28 protein-coding genes are annotated in these 26,661 nt (G+C 43.8%); 8 read left to right on the plus strand and 20 right to left on the minus strand.

The annotated features are described in order from the left end of the window. Positions 1-71 precede the first annotated feature (71 nt). The 5 genes from ACO1NU_RS10360 to ACO1NU_RS10380 form a co-directional block, all read right to left on the minus strand. Complete coding sequence (locus ACO1NU_RS10360; RefSeq protein WP_448818401.1) at positions 72-1,016, minus strand: hypothetical protein; 945 nt, start codon at positions 1,014-1,016, stop codon at positions 72-74. A 36-nt stretch (positions 1,017-1,052) separates the two neighbouring features. After that, positions 1,053-1,589: a lipocalin family protein gene (locus ACO1NU_RS10365; protein WP_448818402.1), complete on the minus strand. Its 537-nt coding sequence runs from the start codon at positions 1,587-1,589 to the stop codon at positions 1,053-1,055. 45 nt (positions 1,590-1,634) lie between these two features. Then, on the minus strand, positions 1,635-1,979 hold the full coding sequence (locus ACO1NU_RS10370; RefSeq protein WP_448818403.1) for an MmcQ/YjbR family DNA-binding protein: 345 nt from the start codon (positions 1,977-1,979) through the stop codon (positions 1,635-1,637). Positions 1,980-1,990: 11 nt separating this feature from the next. Beyond that, the gene (locus ACO1NU_RS10375) at positions 1,991-3,712 is read right to left on the minus strand and encodes a S41 family peptidase (protein ID WP_448818404.1); all 1,722 of its coding nucleotides are present in this window, start codon (positions 3,710-3,712) and stop codon (positions 1,991-1,993) included. A 103-nt stretch (positions 3,713-3,815) separates the two neighbouring features. Further along, positions 3,816-4,031, minus strand: a complete 216-nt coding sequence (locus tag ACO1NU_RS10380) for a hypothetical protein (RefSeq protein ID WP_448818405.1) — start codon at positions 4,029-4,031, stop codon at positions 3,816-3,818. Between the two features lie 119 nt (positions 4,032-4,150). Between ACO1NU_RS10380 and ACO1NU_RS10385 the strand changes: the two genes are divergently transcribed. Then, on the plus strand, positions 4,151-4,747 hold the full coding sequence (locus ACO1NU_RS10385; RefSeq protein WP_448818406.1) for a porin family protein: 597 nt from the start codon (positions 4,151-4,153) through the stop codon (positions 4,745-4,747). Positions 4,748-4,786: 39 nt separating this feature from the next. Here ACO1NU_RS10385 and ACO1NU_RS10390 read toward each other — a convergent pair whose 3' ends face one another. Then, complete coding sequence (locus ACO1NU_RS10390; protein WP_448818407.1) at positions 4,787-5,968, minus strand: anhydro-N-acetylmuramic acid kinase; 1,182 nt, start codon at positions 5,966-5,968, stop codon at positions 4,787-4,789. A 5-nt stretch (positions 5,969-5,973) separates the two neighbouring features. Next, positions 5,974-7,524 (minus strand): glycoside hydrolase family 10 protein, encoded by a 1,551-nt coding sequence (locus ACO1NU_RS10395; protein WP_448818408.1) that lies wholly within the window; start codon positions 7,522-7,524, stop codon positions 5,974-5,976. A gap of 231 nt (positions 7,525-7,755) precedes the next feature. On the opposite strand from ACO1NU_RS10395, the gene ACO1NU_RS10400 reads away from it, so the two are divergent. Next, the gene (locus tag ACO1NU_RS10400) at positions 7,756-8,679 is read left to right on the plus strand and encodes a hypothetical protein (RefSeq protein WP_448818409.1); all 924 of its coding nucleotides are present in this window, start codon (positions 7,756-7,758) and stop codon (positions 8,677-8,679) included. On the opposite strand, the gene ACO1NU_RS10405 is transcribed toward ACO1NU_RS10400, so the two are convergent. The 4 genes from ACO1NU_RS10405 to ACO1NU_RS10420 form a co-directional block, all read right to left on the minus strand. After that, positions 8,680-12,381: an ATP-binding protein gene (locus ACO1NU_RS10405; protein WP_448818410.1), complete on the minus strand. Its 3,702-nt coding sequence runs from the start codon at positions 12,379-12,381 to the stop codon at positions 8,680-8,682. It abuts the gene before it with no gap. A 101-nt stretch (positions 12,382-12,482) separates the two neighbouring features. Next, entirely contained in the window at positions 12,483-13,364 is an 882-nt protein-coding gene (fabD, locus tag ACO1NU_RS10410) for an ACP S-malonyltransferase (RefSeq protein ID WP_448818411.1), read from the minus strand. Positions 13,365-13,386: 22 nt separating this feature from the next. Beyond that, a complete protein-coding gene (gene folE, locus ACO1NU_RS10415; protein WP_448818412.1) occupies positions 13,387-14,025 on the minus strand; it encodes a GTP cyclohydrolase I FolE in 639 nt (212 codons plus the stop codon). Between the two features lie 16 nt (positions 14,026-14,041). Next, on the minus strand, positions 14,042-14,455 hold the full coding sequence (locus ACO1NU_RS10420; protein WP_448818413.1) for a 6-pyruvoyl trahydropterin synthase family protein: 414 nt from the start codon (positions 14,453-14,455) through the stop codon (positions 14,042-14,044). 81 nt (positions 14,456-14,536) lie between these two features. Here ACO1NU_RS10420 and mqnB point away from each other — a divergent pair, with 81 nt between their 5' ends. From mqnB to rfaD, 3 genes are read left to right on the plus strand one after another with little or no spacing between them, the layout of a single operon-like run. Continuing rightward, positions 14,537-15,178 carry a futalosine hydrolase gene (gene mqnB, locus ACO1NU_RS10425; RefSeq protein ID WP_448818414.1) on the plus strand — a complete coding sequence of 214 codons (642 nt, stop codon included), beginning with the start codon at positions 14,537-14,539 and terminating at the stop codon, positions 15,176-15,178. After that, the gene (locus tag ACO1NU_RS10430) at positions 15,178-16,011 is read left to right on the plus strand and encodes a 1,4-dihydroxy-6-naphthoate synthase (protein ID WP_448818415.1); all 834 of its coding nucleotides are present in this window, start codon (positions 15,178-15,180) and stop codon (positions 16,009-16,011) included. Before mqnB ends, ACO1NU_RS10430 begins: the two co-directional genes overlap by 1 nt. Before the next feature lie 17 nt (positions 16,012-16,028). Beyond that, positions 16,029-16,994, plus strand: coding sequence for an ADP-glyceromanno-heptose 6-epimerase (rfaD, locus tag ACO1NU_RS10435; RefSeq protein ID WP_448818416.1), 966 nt, complete (start codon positions 16,029-16,031; stop codon positions 16,992-16,994). On the opposite strand, the gene ACO1NU_RS10440 is transcribed toward rfaD, so the two are convergent. From ACO1NU_RS10440 to ACO1NU_RS10465, 6 genes are all read right to left on the minus strand, one after another. Beyond that, a complete protein-coding gene (locus ACO1NU_RS10440) occupies positions 16,989-18,209 on the minus strand; it encodes an FtsX-like permease family protein (protein ID WP_448818417.1) in 1,221 nt (406 codons plus the stop codon). The genes rfaD and ACO1NU_RS10440 overlap by 6 nt on opposite strands. 5 nt (positions 18,210-18,214) lie before the next feature. Then, the gene (locus ACO1NU_RS10445) at positions 18,215-18,853 is read right to left on the minus strand and encodes an MBL fold metallo-hydrolase (RefSeq protein ID WP_448818418.1); all 639 of its coding nucleotides are present in this window, start codon (positions 18,851-18,853) and stop codon (positions 18,215-18,217) included. 18 nt (positions 18,854-18,871) lie between these two features. Beyond that, positions 18,872-19,453 carry a gliding motility lipoprotein GldD gene (gldD, locus tag ACO1NU_RS10450; RefSeq protein ID WP_448818419.1) on the minus strand — a complete coding sequence of 194 codons (582 nt, stop codon included), beginning with the start codon at positions 19,451-19,453 and terminating at the stop codon, positions 18,872-18,874. Position 19,454: 1 nt separating this feature from the next. Further along, complete coding sequence (locus tag ACO1NU_RS10455) at positions 19,455-20,234, minus strand: shikimate dehydrogenase family protein (protein WP_448818420.1); 780 nt, start codon at positions 20,232-20,234, stop codon at positions 19,455-19,457. A gap of 14 nt (positions 20,235-20,248) precedes the next feature. Next, positions 20,249-21,016 (minus strand): phosphosulfolactate synthase, encoded by a 768-nt coding sequence (locus ACO1NU_RS10460; RefSeq protein WP_448818421.1) that lies wholly within the window; start codon positions 21,014-21,016, stop codon positions 20,249-20,251. Between the two features lie 77 nt (positions 21,017-21,093). Next, positions 21,094-22,500 carry a tetratricopeptide repeat protein gene (locus ACO1NU_RS10465; RefSeq protein ID WP_448818422.1) on the minus strand — a complete coding sequence of 469 codons (1,407 nt, stop codon included), beginning with the start codon at positions 22,498-22,500 and terminating at the stop codon, positions 21,094-21,096. 357 nt (positions 22,501-22,857) lie between these two features. On the opposite strand from ACO1NU_RS10465, the gene ACO1NU_RS10470 reads away from it, so the two are divergent. From ACO1NU_RS10470 to ACO1NU_RS10480, 3 genes are all read left to right on the plus strand, one after another. Next, on the plus strand, positions 22,858-23,193 hold the full coding sequence (locus tag ACO1NU_RS10470) for a hypothetical protein (RefSeq protein WP_448818423.1): 336 nt from the start codon (positions 22,858-22,860) through the stop codon (positions 23,191-23,193). Between the two features lie 89 nt (positions 23,194-23,282). Beyond that, a complete protein-coding gene (locus ACO1NU_RS10475; protein ID WP_448818424.1) occupies positions 23,283-23,981 on the plus strand; it encodes a peptidylprolyl isomerase in 699 nt (232 codons plus the stop codon). A gap of 4 nt (positions 23,982-23,985) precedes the next feature. Beyond that, positions 23,986-24,756: an exodeoxyribonuclease III gene (locus ACO1NU_RS10480; RefSeq protein ID WP_448818425.1), complete on the plus strand. Its 771-nt coding sequence runs from the start codon at positions 23,986-23,988 to the stop codon at positions 24,754-24,756. On the opposite strand, the gene ACO1NU_RS10485 is transcribed toward ACO1NU_RS10480, so the two are convergent. From ACO1NU_RS10485 to ACO1NU_RS10495, 3 genes are all read right to left on the minus strand, one after another. Continuing rightward, positions 24,710-25,321: a 5-formyltetrahydrofolate cyclo-ligase gene (locus ACO1NU_RS10485; RefSeq protein ID WP_448818426.1), complete on the minus strand. Its 612-nt coding sequence runs from the start codon at positions 25,319-25,321 to the stop codon at positions 24,710-24,712. The genes ACO1NU_RS10480 and ACO1NU_RS10485 overlap by 47 nt on opposite strands. A 58-nt stretch (positions 25,322-25,379) precedes the next feature. Continuing rightward, positions 25,380-25,940: an elongation factor P gene (gene efp, locus ACO1NU_RS10490; RefSeq protein ID WP_448818427.1), complete on the minus strand. Its 561-nt coding sequence runs from the start codon at positions 25,938-25,940 to the stop codon at positions 25,380-25,382. A gap of 84 nt (positions 25,941-26,024) precedes the next feature. Continuing rightward, entirely contained in the window at positions 26,025-26,651 is a 627-nt protein-coding gene (locus ACO1NU_RS10495; RefSeq protein WP_448818428.1) for an ABC transporter ATP-binding protein, read from the minus strand. Positions 26,652-26,661: the final 10 nt, after the last annotated feature.

The following is a 26,661-nucleotide window of genomic DNA, read 5'->3' on the forward strand; positions in this document are numbered from 1 at the left end:
TGATAAGTGTCCTATTTTAACAAATTTAACATTTCAATTGTCCTGATTATGATACAATTGTGGTGGAAATGTTACTTTTTACCCCTCACATGAAACGTGATCTGACTGGTGTGGGGCATTCCGAGCGTAGAGCCGGGGACGACCTGAAGGAAACGTTGCAGGTAGACATCTACAATTCCTTCGAGTACTTTCCGCCGGGAGGCTGTGAACTCCGGACTGGTGATGAATGTGTCAACATGGAACCGTCCTTTTTGGTCAACCAGTACCGTGAACGTATGGAAAAAATCTTTATAAGCCTTATCAATGGTTATGGAATATTCAGGCTTTAGATAGGTGTCGGCGGAACTAATATTCAGAAGATTATTGGGGTCATATTCCAGTCCCAGCTTGCTTACTTTGATCTCCTTAATAGTGCTAACGAGCTGCACGGGCTGCCGCGCAGCAAAGCTGCTGTCTGCATTGGCGGGATTCCGGTTTGCTCTTTCTACGAGGGACCTGATGAAAAGGGTATCCTGAGGTCCTGGTCTCCTGAGAAATACAGGATCCTTTTTCAGAACTTCCTCGAGATAGCGATAGGAGTAGAACTTCATCAGTACATTGGACCTCTCGCGGGATACCTGCTTGCGGTCTACAGACAAGAGCTGAAAGGTAAGGCTGTCTTTGTTGAGTTGCTTCAGTCTTAGCCACTCCCGGGCAATATTGAATACGGAGTCATGATCGTGGTAAATGGGATAGTGATAGTACTTCTTTTCAAAAGGACTATAGATCATGACGGAGTCTTCTGATAAGAAATATAGCTTCCAGGCGGGTTCTTGCTGAAAGCCATACTCGTTAAATGCGAGGCCATTGTCGAACTCCCTGCGGTATTCAATAAACTGCATGCCCAACACAGGCTTAAAAGAAGGCCGTATTTTCTCTTCTTTTCTGTTGCAGGAAGGCAGAATGGAAGTCAATAGCATGAAGACTATTGAAAGAGGAAGTATCTGACCTTTGGTAAAGCTGTATAGCGGCATCATGCAGCTAAATATACAGGAAGTTTAGCATTAGAAAAATCAGTCGTTAGACTTCTGGGGTGTGATACGGAGTCTGGAGATATCAAAGCCTTTCCGGTCGGCCGACATCAGCAGTTTTTTGTAAACATCCATCTCCATCCAGGGCTTGCGACTTAATATCCAAAGGTAGTCGCGGTTAGGATGTCCTACCATGGCGTAGCTATAGTCTGGTGCCAGTTCAAGTATCCAGTATTTGCCTGTGAATGGCCATTGGAATTGCACGTTCAGCTTGGCATTGGTTTTTTTATCGGTGATTTTAGCTTTACCAACGGCGATCTTTTCTTCGCCATTTGCAATGCAGGCGTTTTTTACGGAAATGCTTTTGTCGGGGTTCAGGCTGTAATGTGCGGAGGTGTAGGTGCATCCTTTCTGGAATCGCTGAGGGAAAGCTGCTATTTCATACCATTTACCAAGATACTTTTCCAATTCAACATGGGGAACGGTGTCAAGAGGTTTCTGAAGTAATTTACGTATGACCAAGGCAGCCGAGCCCAATAGAATGGCTGCCAAAGCTAGTTCAGGTGTCGTTTTTCTCATGTTCAATTAACAAAGAACCCTTAGGAAGGTTTAGAAGCTTAAACATCATATATCCATCCGGAGCTTTTTGGGCAGGCTATTCAGGATAAGGTTGTAAGAGTCGCGGATCCACTCTCTGAGCTCATCGTCAGGAACGGCACCGGTAACGTGAATGGTATTCCAATGTCGTTTGTTCATGTGATAGCCGGGCTGAACGTCGGGATAGCGTTCCCGAAGGTCGACTGCCTTTTCAGGATCACATTTGACGTTGAAGGAGAAGAGGCCCTCAAGAGATGCCAGAGAAAAAACTTTATCCTTTACCTTCATCACCAGGGTATCGTCTCCGAAGGGAAAGCTCTCGCTTGCTCCTTTCAGGCTTAGGCAGAAATCGCGGTACTCTTCAATGTTCATGATATGTGCGGCTATTCATCTTCAGAAATGCTTGCTGTAAAGCCATGCACCGGCTTCCCAATAGAGCTGTAATCACCATTTCCTTTGAGGATAGAGGTAAAGAGGGTTTTATGCAGGAGGACTTCCTCTGCTGCTGCTATATCCTTATCCGAGTTGAAGCTGTTCTCTGTACGTCCGTTCTGGAAGAAGTAGCGGGAGACGATCTCGTTCTCTAGAAGGCGCTTTATTTCAGGCTTAAACTGCGTCAGGTCGTTCTTCTTGCTGATGGATACTTTCGATTTCAGCGCATTGTATTCTGTCTGGATTTCTGAGATCTTTTTTTCTTTTTCGGCTTCTGTTTTCAGGTCGTTCAACAGTTTCTCTGTTTTTGTGAAGTAATTATAGTCTTTATCGGACAGGTAAGTGACGAAAGCCTTGTACTCTTCATCGGTGAGAGCGAAGGTTCTGGAGCCGGAGATTGTGGGATGCGTATTGCGGTACAGCGTGGCGTAATCGAAGATGAAGCGTTTAGAAAGTAGGGTGCCTGCTATCGGGCTGTATTTAACCGGACTGATGAATTTATCCGGATAGATACCACTGCCATCGTAAACCGTGCGGCCGGCCTTTGTCTGATAAGCAGTAATCAGAGAGTCGGCAACTTTAACCACCGCGCCATTTTCCCTGCGATGTGTATAATCAAGAGATTGGATGCATCTTCCGGAAGGTGTGTAATACTTGGCTACCGTGACCTTTACCAGGCTGTTGTAGGGGAGATTAAAGCTCTGCTGCACAAGTCCCTTACCATAGCTGCGCTGACCGATGATGACAGCGCGGTCGAGGTCCTGCAAGGCTCCTGCTACGATTTCGGAGGCAGATGCTGAGCGGCCGTTTACGAGGACTACCAGTGGCAGTTTGGGCGCCATGGGTTTGTTATAAGTTTTGTAAGTAAAAGATTTCTCCTTCGTTTTTCCTTTCTGGGTAACCACAATGGTATTGGGGTCTACAAAGAGGTTGACGATTTTTACTGCTTCCTGGAGTATGCCTCCACCATTAGAGCGAAGGTCGAGGATGAGACCTTCCGGCTTTTGTTTCAGTAGCACTGCCAGGGAGTTCTCGACTTCAGAAGCGGACTTTTCGAGGAACTTATCCAGCTTAATATAAGCGATTTTATCGTTAATCAATCCTGAATAACTCACATTGGGTTGAGTGATCTCATCTCGGACCAATTGCTTTTTGAGAGGTTCTTTTTCGCCGGGGCGCAGAACCGTGAGGTTTAGTTTGGTGCCTCTCGGGCCTTTCAGCATGGAACTCACCGACTCGTAAGGCTTTCCTTTAAGAGAAAGCTCATTAATGGCGATGATCTCATCACCAGCCCTCAAGTCGCCCTTTTGAGCGGGAAAGCCTTCGAATGCCTCGGCAACGAGGAACTTTCCGTTTCGCTGATAGATACTTGTGCCGATGCCCCCATATTGGGTACTTACATATCTGAGGCGGTAGTCTTCCATATCAGACTCGGGAACATACTCGGTATAGGGATCCATGCTTTGCAGCATAGCCTCAATACCTGTCTGAATCATTTCGGAAGAATTAATATCATCTACGTAATTGATATTAATTTCTTTGTATAGGGAGTTAAAGATCTCCAGGCTTTTGGATGCTTCGAAATAGTCATCACTAAAGGCAAGAGAGAATAGTGCTATCCCCGTAAATGCGGATATTCTAAGTGTTTTTGAATGCTTCTTCAGGCTCAACATAATCCATTCTTATTGCACGTAAAGATAGATGCAGTGCAGGATTATAAATATACCATTTGAAGATGAATATTACGAAGCAAGCGTAATATTTGGACCGCAGATATTACAGTCTGTTATTGTCGATATTGACGAGGCCTTTTTTAAGGGTAAATACCACGTATTCACGGTTCCGTTTTAGTCTGACCATGAGTCTCTGAATCAGCTCTTCTTCCTGACCAGCCTGATAGGCAAGATCTTCCTCTGAAAGCTCTCTGTATTTCCTTCTGACTTTTAATTTTAGTCTTTCCCAGTCCGCTGTACTAATGCTAATTTCCGCCATGATTTTCTTTGCGGTAAAATTATGAAATAATACGTGTTAAAAACAAGCGATTGAACCTTACATTTGGCAACTTTATACGCTTGTGGTTGTTATTGATCTCAAACCCTTAGATTACGATTATGAAAAAGATTTTATTATTTGGAATTATGTTAATGGGCCTTGGAGGCAGTGCTTCTGCCCAGTTGCCTTCTTTTAATCTGGGCTTGAAGGCCGGCCTTAACTTTGCGAAACTGGAATCTAACTTTGCCAGTGACGAAAACCGGCTTGGTTATCAGGCTGGTCTATGGGCTCGTGTCGGGGCCGCAGGATTCTATGTACAGCCGGAAGCTTACCTTGCGGGTAAGGGCGGGGAGTTCAAATCTGACAATGACGGAGCAGGAGTAAACGCTGAAGGTAAAATAAGGTTCACGACACTTGACGTACCGGTTTTGCTGGGATCGAAAGTTGGTTTTGGACCGGTAAACGTGCGCTTTATGGCCGGACCTGTTGTTTCTTTTGTACTGGATAAGAATCTGTCAGGCAATGATGTTCTGGATGCTTATAAGGCAAGTAACTACAAGGATCAGAATTGGGCTGCTCAGTTTGGTGCGGGCGTAGACATTTCGAATGTTACGGTTGACCTAAGATATGAGGCCGGATTGACCGACGTTAGTGAAAACGACGCGATCAAGAAACAAAACCTGTGGCAGCTAAGCCTTGGTTTTAAAATATTGTAAGTTTAAAGACAAGCCCGTCCATATGATGGGCTTGTCTTTTTAAATGGGGAGGGAGATCTTTCCCATCATTATTCGTGGGCCTGCCCCGCTTTCAAGAGCGGATCCGCAGATTGTCTCGTTTGCCAGTAAGGCGAACAGCACCGCTTCCTTCGCATCTGCATGAATTCCCAATTCATCTATGTCTGATACCGGGTTAGGATGTATCTTCTTTCTGAGGCTCTCCATGAGGTACCCGTTGTGAACACCACCCCCGCTTGCATAAACTGTAAACGGGTCTCCCTTCGTTACTTCGTTAATACATGCAGCTACGGAAGAGGCCGTAAGTTCTGCAACGGTTGTAATGAGGTCCTCAGGAGTTATAGTATCAATCTCTGCTTTCTTCAATGCCTTGTCAACAAATTCTTTATTGAACAGCTCCTGTCCCGTTGTTTTCGGAAGATCTCTGGTGAAGAAGGGCTGATCCTGCAGTGCCTTCAGGAGGGGAGAATTGATTTCACCGCTGCGTGCGATATCACCGTTCCGGTCGAAAGGCATTTGAAAGTGCTCGCTGACCAAGAGATCAGACAGGGTGTTTCCTGGCCCGCAGTCTGTGCAGACGCTTTCCTGATGCTCATCAGCCGGTAAGTAAGTGAAATTGGATATCCCGCCGATGTTGAGCAGTACTCTGTTCTCGTTTGACGATGCAAAGAGGATCTGATCGCCATAGAGTGCCAGAGGGGCACCCTCACCTCCGGCAGCAATGTGCTTTTGCCGAAAGTCGCTTATGGTGGTTATTCCGGTGCTTACCGCCAGATGATCGCCATCACCTATCTGTAACGTTGCATTCGGGTATTGATCTAAAGCGTGCAGGCTCTTTGGTGCGTGGTAGATGGTTTGACCGTGGCTGGCGATACAGTCGATTTCATCGGCTGCTATGTCCCACTTCTTTAAGCATTCCAGAATAATATCTGCGTGGACCTTTGCTGTGACAGCATTCAGCAGAGTAAGCCGTTGCAGGCTGACCGATTCTTTGCAGAAGATGGATTGCAGGTCTTCACGAAACTCAGGCTGATAAGCAACTGTTTCAAACCGGAGCAGCTCGACTGAGGTGTTCCGGCCATAGCTGCTCACCCTGGTAAGAGCCACATCCAATCCATCCATAGATGTGCCGGACATCAGACCTATGATGGTTCTTGACGTTTTTTCAGCGGAGTTTGTCAGCTTTTGCAGAGCAGTGTTCATGACTTTTAGTTCGCTTGAGGAATAGACACCATTGCATGGTTTGATGGTAAACTCTCATTTTTTAACCGGTCTAGTGCCGTGACTACATATAAGTAGGTGCCCGGGACATGATGGGAGTCGACAAACGTGGTTTTATTCTGATAGCTGATGCTAACAATTTTTTCAGGGTTCTGAATGTCGATTGCTTCGGTATTGTTGAAGCGGTACACGACGTAGCCGTAGGCTTTATCTCCGTCTCTGGATGGCAAAGGCTCATTCCAGTTTAATAGTACTTTGTCGTTTCCGGATGTCATGGCCATCAGGTTGATGGGTGATTGAGGAGGACTGTCATCTCTCCAGAGCATCTGAGGCGGTAGAGAAGGGTGTCGATAGAAGTTCTGTCTCAAAGAATCCTGCAGACCTGCATAGTTTCCGGTGAGGGATTTTGAGCTAAAATATACGCTCCCCTGAATCCTGTTGTTATTTCTCAGGTATCGGATTTGATCAGGGATCTGGGACCAGTTCATCCAGCCCTGACGTCTTTCAATGGCCCGGTAGGCCGCTTGCCCGATGTATACATGTTTGCCAAAAGCATTATCGCTCCACCAGTCGGTAAGCTTTTCAAAGGCAGCAGCACGGTTGTTAAAAGGGAAATAGATCTGAGGATTGATATAGTCTATCCATCCATTCCGGACCCATTTTTTAGCATCAGCATAGAGAGTCCCATATCCATCGAGACCATTGCTTTCAGAGCCGGTCGGATCCTGAGACTTGTTTCTCCAGATCCCGAAAGGACTTACTCCAAATTTTACAAAGTTTTTCTCTTTGTGGATGCTTTCTGAGAGCGTCTGAATCAATGTATCGACGTTATGTCGCCTCCAGTCGCCTATATTCTTGAAGTTTTTGCCGTATTGGGAAAATTCTTCTGAATCTCTGATGATCTGGCCTTTTTCAGGATAAGGATAGAAGTAGTCGTCAAAGTGTACGCCATCGATGTCATAATTCCTTACCACGTTCATAATGGTTTCAACGATATAGTCGCGCACTTCAGGCAGGCCAGGATTAAAGAGCTTCTTCCCTCCGTAGTTGAAGAACCAGTGTGGGTTTTTCCTGGAGATATGGTCGTTACTAAGTTCTGTGGGCGACAAGGTGGTGGATGCTCTGTATGGGTTGAACCAGGCGTGAAGCTCCATGCCTCTCTTGTGCGCTTCGTCTATGGCAAAAGCCAGCGGATCATAAAAAGGAGAGGGAGCTCGACCCTGTTTGCCGGAGATGAACCTGCTCCATGGCTCGTTGCTTTGGCTGTAGAAGGCGTCAGCGGCGGGCCTCACCTGTAAGATGATGGCGTTTATTCCGCTTTTTTGATGCTCATCAAAGATGCGCAGGAGTTCTTTTTTTTGAAGGTCGGTTGTGAGCCCTGGTCTGGAGGGCCAGTCGATGTTTGCTACAGTAGCGATCCAGACTCCGCGGAACTCTCTTTTTGGGTTCGCCGGGTGCTGATAAATATCCTGGGAAAAAGTGTGGCCAAGGGAACAAAAGAATATTAAGGAAAATAGAAGGGACTTAAAAATGTTCATTATCGCTATTTTTATACAGTAAGGTAGATGTCTTCGTTTTGGCGTACTGCCGCAAAAAAACAAAGATACTTCGTTTAATTTTAAATCGTTAACGTATATACAAGGTTATAAAAGACGGTTTGACGAAAATATATGTATAGATTTTGTTGAACGTGTTGAAAGATGTTATTAGTTTCGTCTTTGTTACTTTAAGTTATTTTTCCTTGCTATGCCTGGATAAATTGTATTATTATGAGAAACGAAGCTCCTGAACAGACCACCGGTCCATCAAAGGATTCAAACAAGATTTACTTTCTGATACTGGTTATCATAGCCCTTTTAGGAACCAATGCGTACGTATTTCTGAAGGACAAAAAGTCGGAAGAAAAGGTAGTCACGCTTACAGATGAAAAGTCGCGTATGGAGATTGAGATTGACAGGATAGAAGCTGAGCTTGACCGGTCGAAGAATGCGAATGTCAATCTTTCTACGGAGCTTAAAGAAGGCCAGGAACTGGCAAGGGTAAAGATCAACGAGTTGCGGGAGCAGCTGAGGCAAGGAAAATTGACGGAAAGTCAGCTTGCCAGAGCGCAGAAGGAAATTACGGATCTACGGTCATTCGTTTCACGGTATACTGCAGACCTAGCAGTCCTGGAAAAGAAAAACGTCAAGTTAACACAACAACGGGATAGCTTACAGACAACAGTTGCGAATATTAACGAACGGGCTTCCACGCTGGAAAAGGCAAATACAGAGCTCAGTAATAAGGTGAGAATTGCCGCTGCGATCAAAGTGGCTAACATCGCTGTATCGACAGTAAAAATCAGAAATAACGGCAAAGAGTCGGAGGTTTCGCGTGCAAGTGCAGCAACGCGTTTGAAGATCAGGTTCACGGTTGCTGAGAATACGGTTGCACAACAAGGTCTACACGATGTTTTTATCCGTATAATCGATCCAGACGGAAACCTGATCACATCTGACAGCAGTGCTCTTTTCGACGCGGATGGCGATCAGCTGCAATACACGTACAAGACCTCTATTGAGTTTGACAATTCTTTTGGCAAGCTGTACAGCGTAGACTGGGATCCTGCTCAGCCCTTTAAAAAAGGGGAGTACACTGTCGTTTTGTATGCCGACGGATATACCATGGGCAAGACCATGTTCCAGCTTAAATAATTATTCTCCGGCGAGCGGCACACGAATCGAAAATGTGGTTCCCTTATCCTGTTCTGTTATAAAATCGATCGTACCAAGCATATTTTCGACAGCCTGTTTCACGAATGCGAGTCCGAGACCTGTTCCTGAGCTCTTCGTAGTGAAGTTTGGATTGAAGATTTTGTCTTTTAAATCTTCTGGTATGCCTTTTCCATTATCCGCCAGTTTAATCAGTGCTGTTTGTCCCTGAACTTCCATACTTACCTTTATGAGTCCCGTGACTCCCGGAGGAATAGCTTCAAGTGCATTTTTGAAGAGGTTGTTGAAGATTCTGAGCAGGTGATCTTTGCTGCCATTTACCACTACCTGAGGGGACTCGTGTTCAAATACAATGTTGAGATCGTCTGAATTATCATAGATCTCTATTGACCTGTTCACAATTTCGACAAGATCAATCCGCGAAAAAGGAGTGTCAGGGAGCTTTGCGAAGTTGGAAAACTCAGAAGCAATAAGAGCCAGGCTTTCAATCTGTTCAATAAACGACTTGCTGAAGCGTTCAAACTTCTTGCTGAAGTTAGGGTCCTGCTCTTTCCAGGACTTTTCAAGAAGCTGTACGCCAAGTTTTAGCGGTGTAAGCGGGTTCTTGATTTCGTGGGCAACTTGTTTGGCCATTTCTCTCCAGGCAGATTCCCTTTCTGAACGGGCAAGCTTCTGGGCGCTTTCTTCAAGAGCACGTATCATGTTATTGTACTCTTTGATCAGGCTACCTATTTCATCGTTGCTCTTCCATTTGATCGGTTCGTTTTTGCCGTCTATGCTGATTTCACTCAGACTCTTGCTGACAAGCGTTAGCGGGAAAGTGATCTGATTAGCCAGGAATATAGCGAACAGGGCGATCACAATAAGCACGAGGGCATACACATTGATCAGTGTATTCAAATACTGCCCGATTCGCATATCATAGTCGTGTTCGAAAGAGAACTTAGGGATCCCGAGGTATGCGATGGTTTCGTTTCTGGCATTTCGAAGAGGCCGGTAGGCTGTTATGTATTGGAGCTGACCGATCAGTTCCTGGTTTAGTAGTTCAGAGCGTTGGAGACCTCTTAGATACTGGAATGCCACTGCATTCATTCGGGGCTCCAGAAATCCATTATCGTAGATCTTATACTGAGTGGTGAATAAAAGCTTTCCGTTCACGTCAAACAAGGCGAGGTCAGTCGCATTGATCTCAGAGAAGGTGCGCAGAATGTCCTCGTTTTCCAGAATTTTGCCATTCTTGAAGATCTTGTTTTTCTCTAGTCCTGAATTGACCTGATTTGCCTGCTGTATAACGTCGGCCTCCAGCTCTTTTTTGAACTGCCGGCTGATGCTGAAGTATGTTATCAGGCTGACGATGAGTAGAGTGAATACGATAGCGGCAACCAAAGAAGCTTGTATCCGTGTTTTGTACAAGATCTTGTGCCTGGATAATAGTGCACTCCATCCGTTGTGTTCAGTGATAAAACGTTCGTCGTGAAAGGTGACCCATAACTGATAAATGATCATCATAAACATGGTCAGGATGATCATCACCAGGAACATGAAAGACACCGATGCGAGTTTCATGATAAGGGTCGTGGTGGGGCGGCTAACGACAATGAGCTTTTTGCTGTTCGACTGATAAATAACATGGCTATAGCCTTCCTTCTCCGTAAACACAAACTGGTTAATCTTGCCCGGAAAGTCGCTGTTTATGAGGTTATAGGTATAGCTGCCGTTTTGATTCAACAAGTGCCCGTCGAGATAAAAAGCGAATGAGTAATTGCTCAATTCTTTGTCGATGTTCATCTTGCTATCGATCAGGACTTCAGGCAGCGTACCGGGGTTTTTGAAGGTTTTAGATGTGAGCGCCAGAATAATTGTTCCAGTGTGTTCTCCGTTATCTGTAACGGGAAGTATTGCGAAGTAATTTTGGAAACCGAATGTATTGTTTACCCTGTAGAAGTTTTCGGATACCTTAATTGATCCCGCCATAACCAGGTCTTTATATCCGCGAATCTGACTACTGTCGGCAGAGCTGTATTCTTCCCCAGGGTAAAATGTATAGGTCTCGAACTCGTATCTGGATAGATATCCATCGAAGTAAAGCTTTTTGAGGTCTTCGTCGAGCTTGCTCTTCGAGGCGCCTTTCGTGCGGAAATAAGTCTTGATCATTTCGTCGTTCCTGATTTCCTGCTCCAGCGACATGAAGAGAAGAACTGCGTTTGGATCATCGGCAGACTCCAGTTTATAGGCGACCACTTTACGCTGTTCTCTTTCTTTTTCAAATTGAAACGAAGACAGTTTTATGGAGGCGATGATGGAGAAAATCAAGACGCAGAAGAGAAAGATGACCATTCGATAGCCCGACTTTCTGGTGTAGAATGAATAACCCCGTATAAACAATATGGTGCAGAAAAGGGGGATATATGCGTTGATCATTCCCACCACGAGGTGAACGATCAGCAGAATAATCACTCCATTGATGAAGACTTTGAAACGAAGTTGATTGGATATTGGAAGCTTATCGCCGATGGAAAGAATAATTTCAAGCAGCAGATAGAGATTGAATGCTGATATGTATAATATGAGTATGGAGATCCAGCTGTGGGATGTAAGATTCAGAATATTAGTCAGGTCGAAGTTGATGTTGGACTTGATGATCAATGCATAGAAAAGATCACTAAGCTGGCTTGCAACAAAATAGACGATGAGGCCTAAAAGGGAGAAGATAATGACGCCTGCCGTTTTACTTATGGGGTAGTCGGTAAGCTTAAGTTCTTTTCTGTAGCTGTATATAAAAGCGAGGAACCAGCTTACGATTATGGAGTTTAAGAGAAAATCACCCAGGGAGGGGAGAAAAAAGCCATCATTAAAGTGCCGGGAAGAAAAGAGACTTACATTAAACTGCGTATCGAGATAGGGAAAGTAGAGCGTGAGCAATCTTAAAGCAAGGAAGTAGACGAAAAACAAGCTGATAGCCGTTTTTATATTTCCTTTGTTCGCGACGAAGATACAAACGAAATTGATAAATAGCGTTGCAAAGAACGCCGTTAACAACCACAGTGACAGCTCCAGCGCCGAATAAAACGTATTGGTTATTGCAGATTTTAACTTTACTGCAACAATGAATTCGCCGTCTATATTTTTGATGTTGTAGGTCTTCTTATCGTCGAGACTGGCGATCTCCAGGTTGTTATCCTTTATCAGGTCTTCTGAAAACGTATTTTTAAGGTAGGTGTTCTGAAACTTAAATTCCGCTTTAATGGGAATTATCATGACCACTGAGAACGTTCCGAATTGTTTCTTGATAGCCTCATACCAACCGTTTTGAGTTTTGATCCGGTTGCTTCCGATCTTTAATCCTGCGTCAGTATTGGGTGAAATACGGTTTCCTCCCCAGAAGAGCAGCTCATTTTTTTCGTACGTGAAGACATAGATCCGACGCTTGTCCCGAAATTCGTCGATAAGATGGAGTGCAGTCTGTGAATTGCTATGAGCTTGTTTTAAGGCATTTACATTAGAAGTATCATTGAGGTAGTCACGAATGAACCTCTCCTTTTCCTGCAAGCGTTTCTCAAGGGTACCCGCTTCAAATTCTAATAGTTCATTCTTGTTGAACGTCAGGTTTATTGTGATCGCTGTAACAGCGCAGCTGAGGGTTAATAAGAATAAAAGAATCCGGATTTTGAAAGTTGCACTCACGATACGTATTTAAAACATAAAGCCATATAATGTTTTAATTTAAACAAGATATGGCTTTATGCTACCAAAAATTAATGCGAAGGTAAAAATCTCTGTTGTGGTTAGGAGATTGTTGCGCTGGCAGTAGGTATGGTCCGATTTACTTTCTTTACCAATCCCTGCAGTACATTTCCTGGGCCAACTTCCGTAAATGAGGTTGCTCCATCTTCGAGCATCCGCTGTACAGTTTGGGTCCACCGCACAGGGCCGGTAAGTTGAGCAATAAGGTTATGCTTAATGGATTCAGAATCTACGTATGGTTTGGCATCTATGTTTTGATAGATGGGGCAAACCGCAGATACTACAGTAGTAGCTTCGATCGCGCTCGCAAGTTCAGCGCGGGCAGCCTCCATCAACGGGGAGTGGAATGCGCCGCTAACATTCAGTTTCAGCGCTCTTTTAGCTCCTCTCTCAAGAAGAAACGCGCAGGCTTTGTCTACGCCTTCGATGCTTCCGGAAATAACCAGCTGCCCCGGGCAGTTATAATTCGCAGGAACGACAATTTCGCTCACCATCTCACAAACCTCTTCGACTGTATAGTCATCGAGTCCGAGAATGGCAGCCATTGTAGAAGGCTGTATTTCACAGGCTTTCTGCATAGCGTTTGCTCTGGCAGCTACCAGCCTGAGACCGTCTTCGAACTTCATAGCTCCCGCAGCGACTAAAGCAGAAAATTCTCCGAGGGAATGACCTGCTACCATGTCGGGAGTAAAGGACGATCCAAGGGACTTTGCCAGTATGACAGAATGCAGGAATATTGCAGGCTGTGTAACATTTGTCTGTTTGAGTTCCTCTTCCGTTCCATTAAACATAATGTCGGTAATGCGGAATCCCAAAATATCATTTGCTTGCTCAAAAAGCTGTTTAGCTGTCTCTTGTTCGTACAGGTCTTTACCCATTCCGGTAAATTGAGCACCCTGGCCAGGAAAAATATATGCTTTCATTTGTTAAATATTCATAGCCTGACTAGTCGAGGCTTGCTGTTATTAATGTTAGGAATTCTGAACGGGTTCTTTCATTGGCGAAAGCGCCCGTAAAGGCTGATGTAGTGGTAACAGAGTTTTGCTTTTGGATACCTCTCATCGACATACACAAGTGCTTGCACTCGATAACCACCGCAACGCCTAAAGGCGCAAGCGTGCTTTGTATGCAGTCTCTGATCTCGTTTGTTAAGCGTTCCTGAACCTGCAGTCTTCTTGCAAATGCATCAACAACTCTGGGGATCTTGCTGAGCCCTACGATATGCCCGTTTGGAATGTATGCGATATGAGCTTTCCCGAAGAATGGAAGAAGATGATGCTCGCACATCGAGTAAACTTCGATGTCTTTGACGACAACCATCTGGCTATATTCCTCTTTGAACATGGCACTTTTCAAGATTTCTTCCGGCTTCATGTCGTAACCATGAGTTAAAAACTGCAGAGCTTTGGCTACACGCTCGGGCGTCTTCAGTAATCCTTCACGCTGAGGGTCTTCGCCAAGATCAGCCAAAATCTCTGAATAGTGAGATGCAATTCGCTCAATCTTTGCCGGATCATACCGATCAACCTTCACATAGCCTATTTCGCTTTCTTCTCCTGAATGATTTAAATCGTGTTCTTTCATTTTTTATAATAGTGCCTTAGCGGCCATAATATTCGACGTAATTGTTCTCTGTTTCTACCAGTTTCACCTTGTGGAGTATTGCTCCGGTCTCCTTGACAGGTACTTCCAGTTGATTGAATATCTCCACGCACAGGATTTCCGTAGATGCCATTTTTCCTTGCATGAAATCGACATCAAGATTGATGTTTTTGTGATCTAGTTTATCAACCACATGCCTCCTGATGATGTCTTTAAGTGTCTTGAGGTCGAGCACATATCCGGTGTCAGGATTAACATCTCCTTTTGCCGTCACAAATAGCTCATAGTTATGTCCATGCCAGTTTGGATTGGAACACTTACCGAAAACCTCAAGATTTTTCTCGTTACTCCATTCCTCCCTGAATAGCTTGTGTGCTGCATTAAACTGTTCTCGTCGGGTGATGTATATCATTTATCAATCTTAAGGTGCGAATATAATCAAAACTGATTTCTAAATGATTTGGCAGGATGATGCTTTCTGTATATTCGTGCAATGAAATCGCTTCTCGTCTCGGCAACAGAATTTGAAATCGCACCTTTTCTTTCTCACTTCGGCCTGAAGAGCGGATTGAATTATCTAAATGGAAATCAGATTGTTGTTTTAATTACGGGTGTAGGAATGGTTGCTACCGCGTTTTCGATGGGAAATATCCTGGCAACAGACAAGTTTGATTTCGCGGTTAACGCGGGCATCGCCGGCAGCTTCTCGACAGACATCGAACTGGGGGAGGTCGTGATCGTTACTGGAGATTGCTTCTCTGAGCTCGGTGCAATGGATGGACAATCCTTTTTGCCGATTGAAGAATTAGGGTTTGGTAAATCGGTATTTACTCCTTTACAAGGTGGGCCTTTAGAAGGTTTGTATTCGACTCACAAGGGTGTTAGGGGCATTACTGTCAATTGTGTGCATGGTGATGATATGGAGATAGCTTCGATTTCAGAGCGACTGAATCCTGCCGTGGAGACCATGGAAGGTGCAGCTTTTTTTTACTCATGCGATCAGGTGGGGCTCCCCTCAGCGCAGCTAAGATCAATATCCAATTACGTGGAGAGACGAGACAAGTCCCGCTGGAATATCCCTTTAGCAATTGAAATGCTTAATAGACGTTTAATAAATATATACACTGCAATCTGATGAAGCTAAAACTTGGGTTTTCTCCTTGTCCGAATGATACGTTCATTTTCGACGCGATGATACATCAAAAGATCGATACAGAAGGTCTTGATTTTGAGGTTTTTTACGATGATGTGGAGACGTTAAATCAAAAGTCATTCAGTCAGGAACTTGATATAACCAAGCTGAGCTTCCATGCTTATGCATATTGCGTCAATAATTACGTCCTTCTCGACTCGGGTAGTGCACTTGGTTATGGCGTGGGCCCTCTGGTGATATCCCGGGAGCAGCTAGGCTATGGGGATGTCGGGAAAGATGCGAAAGTTGCAATACCTGGTAAGTTTACCACGGCGAGCTTTCTTTTTGGACTCGCATTTCCTCAGGTGAAAGACAGAGTGGAGATGGTGTTTTCTGAAATTGAAGATGCAGTGCTTAGCGGGAAAGTAGATCTAGGTCTTATCATTCATGAGAATAGGTTTACTTATCAGCAAAAAGGTTTGCACAAGGTTATAGATCTGGGTGCATTCTGGGAAGAGAAAACTGGTTGTGCTATTCCCCTTGGCGGAATCGTTATCAAGCGTAGTCTGAGTAACGATATCAAGCAGAAGGTGAACAGAATCATCCGAAGAAGTGTAGAGTATGCATTCGCTCATCCTGAGTCAGGAATCGAGTTCATCCGCAGTCACGCGCAAGCGATGGATGATGAGGTGATGTACAAGCATATTGAGCTTTACGTAAATAATTATTCTGTAGATTTGGGGCCGGAAGGCCGCCATGCTATTGAGTTGATGTTTTCAAAAGCAGTTGGCGCTGGTATTATTCCACAAGTCAAACAAGACTTATTTCTTTCATAATTTAGCCATCACCCATCATGATTATAATTACAGGTGCAGCGGGCTTTATCGGTAGCTGCCTTATTCAGAAACTCAATACCGAAGGATTCAAGGACCTTGTATTGGTAGATGATTTCTCAAGACCTGAACAGAACAAAAACTTCGAAGGAAAGCAATACTCCCAGTTGGTTGAACGTGAGCTTTTTCCTGAATGGATAGCTGCGAATCATCTGCACATCCAGTTTGTGTTTCATTTAGGGGCGCGTACAGATACGACCGAGTTCGACTACGATCTGCTGAACCGGCTTAATCTTGAATATTCTAAAGAAGTATGGAATGCCTGTGTGAAGTTTGGTCTTCCGCTTGTCTATGCATCTTCAGCTGCTACCTATGGTCTGGGGGAAAGTGGTTATGACGATGATGAAAGCGCTTTAAGTGAACTGAAACCGCTTAATCCGTATGGAGAGTCAAAAAATAATTTTGATTTATGGGCACTCAGTCAGGACACCAAGCCTTTTTTCTGGGCAGGCTTGAAGTTTTTCAACGTATATGGTCCTAATGAATATCATAAGAAGAGAATGGCTTCAGTCATCTTCCATACGTTCAATCAGATCAAGCTGACGGGGGGAATGAAATTGTTTCAAAGCCACAATCCTGATTTTAAAGATGGAGAACAGATGCGTGATTTCGTTTATGTGAAAGACGTGACGGAAGTACTGTACTTTTTTCTGCATCACAGACGTGACTCTGGTATCTACAATTTAGGATCCGGACAAGCCAGAACATTCCTGGATCTGGCAACCAACACGTTTAAGGCCCTGGGAAAAGAACCGCAAATAACCTTTGTACCGACTCCTGAAGATATACGGGACAAATATCAATACTTTACTGAAGCGAACATGAGTAAACTCCGTTCGATCGGTTATACCAAGCCATTCCATACTCTTGAGGAGGGAGTAGAAGACTACGTGACCAATTACCTGGTCTCAGAAAGGTATCTATAATTGTTCTTTCATCTGGCTAAGGGTTTTTACGCTTAGCCTTGATGATATTCCAGAGGTGATAACCGAAATGGTCGTTACTGTTAGAAAGACCAGAATAAAGTCCGTGGGTTTGATGCCTATGGGATAAGCATCGGTTATGAAGTCAGACATCGTGATAAAACCGTAATGTTGTTGAGCAAGGCAGAAAGCAAGTCCTGCAGCCATCCCGGAAATACAGCCGATCAAGGAAATCATCATGCCTTCCATGAAGAAAATTTGCTGAATCAAAGATTTGCTGGCGCCTATGCTGTTCAATATCACGATATCTTTCTTTTTATCGATTACCAACATGGTAAGTGATCCTACAATATTGAACACAGCTATTATTAAAACGAAAGTGAGTATGACAAATATTGCCCACTTTTCAGAGTTGAGAATTTTGTATAGGAGTTCGTTTTGTTGTATTCTGTTCTTTACAATGTAGCCCTCGCCAAGTCTTTCCGTCACTTCACGTTGAAATTCCTCAACAGACGTCTCCGGATTAAGGTAGATTTCAATAGCCGAAACATTCTTTTCCTCTCCTAATAGATCTCTTGCAAAGTTAAGTGACACGATAACGGTTTCGTCAAATTGTTGCTGAATCTGAAATACACCGACTGGATGTATGGATTTCAGTGTAATTTCATCAGCAGGGTTTATTGAATTACCAGCACCCTTTCGAGGAGAGTAGATATTGAGGGGTTCAAAGTCATTATGAATGTTCAGCGTAAGATAAAGCTGCACCAGTGATCCAACGACGGCATATTGTGTGTTGCCTTTATGAAGCATGAACTTCCCTTCCAGCAAGGTGCTGTCGAGTTGTTTTCGCTTCAGGAAACCATCACTTACCCCCTTCACAAGTGCAATATGCTGCCGGTCTCCATATCTGAGTAGGGCCTTTTCTTGTAAAACTTCAGTATAGTTGCTGATGCGGGAGTCTTTTTTTAGAGATAAAAAGGCTGTGGTTCCCGGATCGAAGCTCTTGCCCTTCGTCGGTTCTATAATAATCTCCGGAGTAAAAGTGTTGTACATGGATAGAACAACGTTCTCGAAGCCGTTAAAGACCGATAAGATGATAACTAATGCAGCACTCCCGACAAAAACGCCCAACGTCGAAATTCCCGAAATAATGTTGATAGCATTAATCGATTTTTTCGAGAAAAGATAACGTTTGGCGATAAATAAGGGAGTGTTCATTCCAGCTAACTTAAAAACGGATTATTCAGTTTTTCAAAGCCTATTGTTGTTTCCGGGCCGTGTCCTGGATAAACCGTACAATCATCAGGAAGTTTAAAAATGCTCTCCCTTATGCTTGTCAGAAGTTGATTGTAGTTACCCCCAGGAAGATCGGTGCGACCGATGCTCCGGTAAAACAAGACATCTCCGCCTATCAGGAAGCGATCCTCTGCACTGTAAAAGCATAAGTGGGCAGGAGAGTGTCCGGGCGCAAATACAAGCTCCAGAACGCTGTTTCCGAATTTGAGGGTTCCTGTCTCAGCCAGATAGCTGGAAGGTAAGGGAGAGACTTCGTATTGAATCCCCATAGGAGCCGCATATGCCGAAACAGAGGTGATGACAGGCAACTCTCCCTCATGAAATTGAGGAAGCAATCCATAGGTGTCAAATACGAACTTGTTGCCGAGAACGTGATCAATATGGCAATGAGTATTGAGCAGGAGGGTAGGCTTGAGGTTATTTTCGGAAATAAACCTGACCACTGCGTTCTGCTCTGTACCTGTGTACATCCCGGGATCAATAATGACGCACTCTTTAGTACCGTCATAAAGCAAATAGGTGTTTTCCTGAAACGGATTGCAGACGAAGGACTTAATATGTATCATAGCTGGTTTCTTGAATTGTTACTTCCATTGGAACGATCTGATCATGACGTCCATGTCTTTCTTGAGAAAGGACAAGACGGGCTTTATAGAGTCTGCACGAGGCTCCTCGTTGAAATAAAGCGCCGCTCTAAGATAATGACGTGTACTGTCGGTCAGATAAAATTGTGCGAATGAGGCCGCATTTCCCTCGATAGTGTAGTAAACGCCGTAAACCCTTTTACCGGGGTTGTTTATTCTGGCCTCGTCTATCGAGGTAGCCTTGGATGTATGCTTAAATGCAAACGTTCGCGAATCTTCAGACAGCTCGTCCAACGTTTTCTTTGATCCGACAGGATGATAACTAATGTGGATCGTTGCGTTAAACTGGGGGAGGTTGATGTTCTGCCAGCAGGGTTCAGCATTCTCTGACTTGTCAGGACCTATAACAGAATAGCTTGGGTAATCAAACGAAAAGGGACAAGGCCCCTGATAGCGCTGGTAAGACTTCTTTGGAAGCTCAATTCTGAAGAATCCCCGTGGCTTGGGTGAATAATTTTCGGTACAGGAGACACTTAATATCGCCGTGGCAAGAATCAGATAAAAGATGGCTCCTAACCTCATATCAGCTATTCCATATTTCCCAGGACCTTTCAGCTTGCAAATGAAGCATTTCCTCACCATTTTTGATAGTCGCCCCTTGCTCTTTACCTTTCTTCAGGAACATAGTCTCCGCAGGGTTATAAACCAGATCGTAAAGCAGATGCTTGTCCTTAAGAAATTCATAAGGAATGTCGGGGCACGCATCCACTGCCGGAGACATCCCTACAGGCGTCGTATTGATAATGAGGGTGTGTTCTGAAAGCAATTCAGCAGACAGGTCAGAATAAAGAATCTGCTTTCTTGAGCGTTTTCTGGAAACGATTTGGTAATCAATGCCTAATTTTCCAAGTACATAGGTTACAGCTCTGGAAGAGCCTCCGCTACCGAGGACAAGGGCCTTAGTATGATGCTTTTTTAATAGTGGTTTAAGCGACAGTTCAAATCCGTAGCAGTCTGTATTATAACCCTCCAGACGCATCTTCATTGACGAGACCTCTCCCGTGAAAAAAGACTCAAGAGGTCTGCCTTTTATTACTTTGATACAGTTTACGGCATCAATCGCTTTTGCATCTGCGTCAATTTTATCAAGATAGAACATAATGCCGATCTTGTGCGGTATCGTTACATTGAGTCCACACAAGTCACGGTTTGAATTAATCAGATTCTCAAAATCACTGAGGTGCTCTATAGGATAGAGTTCATAAACATGATCTTCAAGTCCCTCTTCTTCAAATTTCTTAGTGAAGTAGAGTTTAGAAAATGAATGTCCCAGCGGATAACCTATCAGCCCAAATCTTTTCATATCACTCGCTGTTATTATAAAGAGTTGAGGAAGTGATTGAACGTGTCTCCTCTCAATCCCAGGCGAATAGTTTCCAATGGAATAACCTCTGCAGGTGCAATATTTCCAAGATTAACGTTAGCGCCTATTAACTTAATAAACCATACCTGCTGGTCCTTTTGCGGAGCCTCCCAGATAATTTTATCTTTTGGAATTTCAGTGAGTATTTCGTCTATCAGACCTTCTCTAACTTCTCCCGACTCACGATATATTCCCACGTTCCCTCCTTCACGCGATTCTGCAATCAGCTTCCATGATCCTGCTTCAAGCTCTGCCTTCATAAGCTTGATCCATTTATATGGGGCGAAGATCTTTTGTGCGTCTTTTGATCCGACTTCAGAGATAACAGTAACCTGTTCACTTAGCCGACGAATATAATCGCACTTTTCATCGTGAGGAATATCGATTGAACCGTCAGAAACCTCTGCATAGTTCATTCCATATTTATCGAGTACGCGTCGGTAATCGTCAAATTGATCTCTGATGACAAATGCCTCGAAAAGCGTCCCTCCGAAATATACAGGAATACCTGCATCGTGATAGACCTTTAGTTTCGTTTCCAGATTGGGTGTAACGTAGGAGGTTGTCCATCCTAGTTTGACAATATCTATATGAGGACCAGCTACTTCCAGTAAGTTTTCAATCTCCCTTATGCTTAGTCCCTTATCCATAACCATCGTCAATCCATGGTCGCGGGGTTTAAGGGTTCTAAGTGGAACGTTCTTTAAACTAAAATTTAACATACGGCTACAAATCTCAAAAAAAAATCCAATACTGAGGTTAAAGGTATTGGATTAATACAAAATTTTGGTTAAAACTGTTAAATGAGGTACTTATTGATGATCTCTATAACCACCTTATTATTTTGTAACTGTGGCAGGTATTCAAATAAGATTTCGTGTTTTGTGGGGTCAATCTTCAGAGCTGTTTCCAAGGTTTCAAGAGCCTCGTTGAACTTTCCGGTGGCCAGGATGTAAGCTACCATCCGGTAATAAAGCTCAGCCGCATCCGGGTTGTTTTTTATGCCTTCCAGAATCGTTTCTGTTGCTCTCTCCAGTTCGTTGAGTTCGTACAAAACAGAAGAGAAGTCTAACCATGCGTCCGGATCAAGCGGATTCAATTCCACAACTTTTTGATAAGCCTCTACGGATGCTTCCAGATTTCCAAGCTTATAATTTGCGTCTGCAATTCCAAACCAGTAGTCTGGAAATGACTCATCGGAATCACGGGCTTTTTTGAAATAGTGTAGCGATTCAAAGATTCTGCCCTCTGCATCGAGGGTTACTCCAATTCCATACCAGGCATCGCCGAGGTCCGGATTGAGTTTCACGGCTTTCTTATAATGTAAGCGCGCCTCCTCCATTTGCTCGAGCTTCTCATAGCATTCACCAAGAGAACAAAGTGTATCTGCATTCGGAACTTCAAAGCTCACCGACTGTTTAAAAACTTCGATCGCTTCTTCATATTTATCGAGGTGAATAAGTGAGTTGCCCTTATTATAATATGCAGAAGCAAATTCTTCATTGATCAGGATGGCATAATCATAAGCATCTACCGCCTTTTCGTATAGGCCGATCTTATGGTATGCATTTCCAAGATTGTACCATGCAGGGTATGAGTAGGGGTCGTTGTCTATATACTGCTTATAAAAGTCTATGCACTCATCCTGACGGTTCGTAACGTCGTAGCAAAACGCAAGTTCATATAGCGCGTCCTGGTTCATCATATTCTGCTCGAGAGCAAGCTTCAGATTGGCAATTGCATTCTCATAGTCATTCATATTCTGATAGACGAGGGCAATTTGGACTAAAATTTCGTCCGTGCTTTCATCTACTAGACCGCACGCTTTTTGATAATTCTCCAGGGCCTCATGATGACGATCCAGAGACTCATATATATTTCCCCGAAGCAGGTAAATGTCCGGATCTGAAGGCTCTAGTATTTCGGCCTTATCCAGTGCTTCGAAGGCTTTATCAATCTCGTTGGTGGCCATGTAAAGCTGGCATCGCTTTAATAGGAATACAGGAGCAAAGGGATGTTGATTTATGGCATACTCAACCACCTCTAAGGCTTTAACAGCATCGTTCTGTGAAAAATAGAATTGGATGATATTTTCAAAAGCCCTGGCGTCGAAAAAAAGCTGATCCTCATTTCTGATCATCTCTTCATAACGCTCTACTGAAAACTTAGGATCCTCCGAGAATTCAAATTCAAAATCTTCTTCCATAAATATCTATGTTTAAAGAACGTTTGCAATCAACTTAAAGTATATTCAATGATCTTAGCAGCCTTCTAGTGATTAAAATAACAAAAGAAAATGAAGAAAACATCGATAGACTTATCCACAACAGAGGCCTCATTTTAATAAAACCTTATCTAACAATGAAGTAAAGGGGTATTCTGTGGATAAATAACTCGATATCTGATCGGCCATAAATAGAAGGATAAGCGGGTGTCAGTAGAGCTCTTCCTATATAATAATCTCAGTGCAATTTTGTTTATTTAAAAGCTTTAATTCTGTAGGAATACGCGTACCTACAGGCAACTTTATTAAGTTTGCCTGTATTTAAATCGAATATACATTATGACACCTGCTGAAATAAATAAAAGATGGGCTGAACTGCAGGATAAAATAGCTGCCGACTTTGATACAGAAAAGCCGGATATTAAAGTTATGCTCTTTCTGATTGGAGTTCAGGAACTGGGAAAAGGGCCGAGAAAGTTCTCGAAACGACAGAAAGAAGAGTTAATGCACATCGCAAACTGCCGGCTATTTAGTGAGATGGGCTTCTATGAACTGGAAGGATTGGATCAGGATGGTTGGCCACACTGGAAGCTCGTGAAAGAAATACCGAGCTATACCCTTTTAGAACAGGAAATGTTAATGAAATCACTCATCGTAAACTATTTCGAACAATAATGAAGCGTATAATTTCTACCCTGCTTTTGCTTACTATAACATGTTCTTCTTTGGTTTTCGGGGCTAACTCAAGTTCTTATAAGCACAAGGTGCGAATAGATATATTCGACAAGTTGTTCGGGGGGAGCACCAAGTCGCAATATGTAAGCATTAAAACGGACAAGGGAGAAGCGTTTATCAGGCTTTATAACGAAACCCCTCTTCATCGTGATAACTTTATTAAGCTCGCTAAAAGTGGCTATTTCAACAATACGCTCTTTCACCGGGTAATCCCGTCATTCATGATTCAGGGTGGTGATCCTGACTCGAAGAACGCAGCGCCTGGTAAGATGTTGGGAGATGGGGGGCCGGCGTATACCATCCCCGCTGAGTTTAACGATAGCCTGTTCCATAAAAAAGGAACGTTGGCTGCTGCCAGGGATGACAATCCCGCTAAAGCTTCAAGTGGTTCGCAGTTTTATCTCGTACAAGGCAAAACCTATACCGATGAAGAGCTCGACCGCGTTGAAAAGGTGCGCCTGAAGGGAAGAAAGATCCCCGTCCAACAAAGAGCATTCTATAAGACTGTCGGCGGAACCCCGTTTCTTGATCAGAATTACACTGTGTTCGGAGAAATCGTAAAAGGCTTTGAAATGGTCGACGCAATTGCGGGTGCTGCGCGTGATCAGAACGACAGGCCTCTGGAGAACATCTCCATGCAGGTCACTGTAATGAAAAAGAAAGATATAAAAAAGCTTGAAAAGCAGCTGAAACAAGATGCTTTCAGAAACAAGCTCATCATGAAATAATCAAATGAAACTTATTACATATAACGTTAACGGGATTCGTTCTGCCGTTAGCAAAAGCTGGATAGACTGGTTACAGGCTGCTAACCCTGATATCGTTTGCCTTCAGGAAATAAAAGCGTCTCCAGACCAGTTACAGTCTATTCTGCCTCTGCTTGAAGTATTGGGCTATGAGCACTATTGGTATCCAGCTCAAAAAAAAGGATATAGCGGGACAGCTATCTTGACCAAGATTACCCCCAAACATGTAGAATACGGGTGTGGAGAGTGTGATTATGATTTTGAAGGTAGGGTTTTGCGGGCCGACTTTGACGGCTTTTCTGTCATGAGCACCTACTTTCCTTCGGGTTCAAGCGGCGATTTAAGACAAGCATTCAAATACCGGTTCTTAGATGATTTTCAGATCTATGTCGACAAGCTAAAGAAGGAATACCCCAACTTGATCATTTCAGGAGATTATAACATCTGTCACAGGCCGATAGACATACACAATCCCAAATCAAATGCTAATTCCTCGGGATTTTTACCTGCTGAAAGAGAATGGATGGAGAACTTTATCAACTCTGGATTTATCGACTCGTTCAGGCACTTCAATGAAGATCCTCATCATTATACATGGTGGAGTTACAGGGCAGGTGCACGCGGAAAGAACTTAGGCTGGCGCATTGACTATAACCTCGTAAGCGAGGGACTGCGTTCCTCCCTCAGAAGATCGTCAATTCTGAATATGGCTACTCATTCAGATCATTGCCCGGTCCTTGTAGAGTTGGATGTTTAAAGTTCCATATCCGATCAGGTGTTATACAAATGTCAAGCGGGATATCGTGTGATTCATGAGCAATGATGGACTCCTGGGGCTCAAAATAAGAAAGGCCGACTTTTAATGCTTCCGGACGGCACGAAGTCAGAAAACGGTCATAAAACCCTTTCCCATAGCCCAGGCGGTTACCCTCTTTATCGCACGCCAGCAAAGGAATAACGATCAGGTCAATCAACTCAGGACTTATTTCCCGTCCGTTCCCGGGTTCTGTTATTCCCCATTCGTTCATTGCTAGTGGGGTTGACTCTTCCCAGCAGATATGCTTCAGTGTGCAGTTTGTAAGATCACTCTTAGGTAACACGAGTTGTATATGCCGGTAGTCTTTACGCAGCCTGTTGCTGATTAAGAGACTGTCGATTTCCTGTTTGCCTGCTATAGGGTAATAAAGATGCAGGTAACGAACGGCATGAAGATCCAGAGAAAAGAAATTAGAGGCGATGCGAGTGCTCAAATCCTCAAGTTCGCCGGCATGAAGCGCTTGCCGACTTTTCATATAAGCCTTTCTAAGTTCTTTCTTATCCATCTTCCGTACAAATAAAAAAGGCCTTACATTGTAAAGCCTTTATATTTTATGTAGTTATCTATTTTACCCGTTCAATATACTCACCTGTACGTGTATCTACGCGGACTTTCTCGCCCTGATTGATGAATAGAGGCACTTTAATCTCTACACCGGTCTCAACGGTTGCATATTTGAGTGCGTTTGTAGATGTATCGCCTTTCACTGCAGGTTCAGTATACGTGATCTCCAGCTCTACACTTGTTGGTGCCTGACCCATAATAGGCTCATCGCTTTCAAATGCAACAATCACATTCATTCCTTCTTTCAGGAACTTAGCGGCATCACCAAACAACATTTTTGGAATATTGTGCTGCTCGAAGGTATTGTTATCCATCACAACGAAAAATTCACCATCAGAATACAAATATTGGTAGTTACTCGTCTCAACGCGGCAGATTTCAACCTCTTCATCTGTACGGAATCGGTACTCTACTAACTTTCCGGTTTTAACGTTCCGCATTCTGGCCTGGTAAAATGCGCGAAGGTTGCCCGGCGTGCGGTGAATAAACTCTTCCACTGCAATCAGTTCACCATTGAAGCGCAATATATTGCCATTTTTGATATCAGAAGCCTTTGCCATATATGTCTTTTTTAAAGCGACAAAGATATAGTTTTTCAGAAATACTGTATAATCGCAGGCTGATTTGCATCTGGATAATTCAGGTCACCTGCTTCTTTTGTAATCGGTGATAAGGAGCTTTTCCTGGCAGAAATCATATTCATACTCCTGATTCGAACATACGATCAATGTCCTGTCTTTTCCAAATTGGCTGATCATCTCCCTGTACCAGGTAACCCCCGCAGAGTCAAGATTGGACGCCGGTTCATCTAACATCACCAATGGTGTGTCAGAACATAATGCCAGGGCCAGTTTAGTTCTTTGCTTCATCCCCGACGAGAAATACTTAACCGGTTTTGCAGCAGACCTTTCAAAGCCTAGAAGCGCAATGATTTGTTCAACGGATAGTTGTTGAAGCGGTTTTTTAAAGTGAAAATGGAACTTGAGTAATTCGCGGAGACTCATTTCTTCTATTAGCTCCAGATAGGGTGCTGCGATGGAAACATGCTGATACATGTGCTCCATATCAACGCTTTTTCCTTTCAGGTTGCAGGATATAGCCCCCGCCGATGGGCTCAGGCTTCCTGCCACAACCTGCAGAAAAGTGGATTTGCCGGAACCATTGTGTCCCAGTATCGCGTACGATGTATTCTTTTGAAATGTATAGTTTACTCCTTCGAAGATCCATTCGCGGTTAAAGCGCCGGCCAATATTATCCAGTTTGATTTCCATTATAATAAGA

This window comes from Arcticibacter sp., from assembly GCF_053551015.1.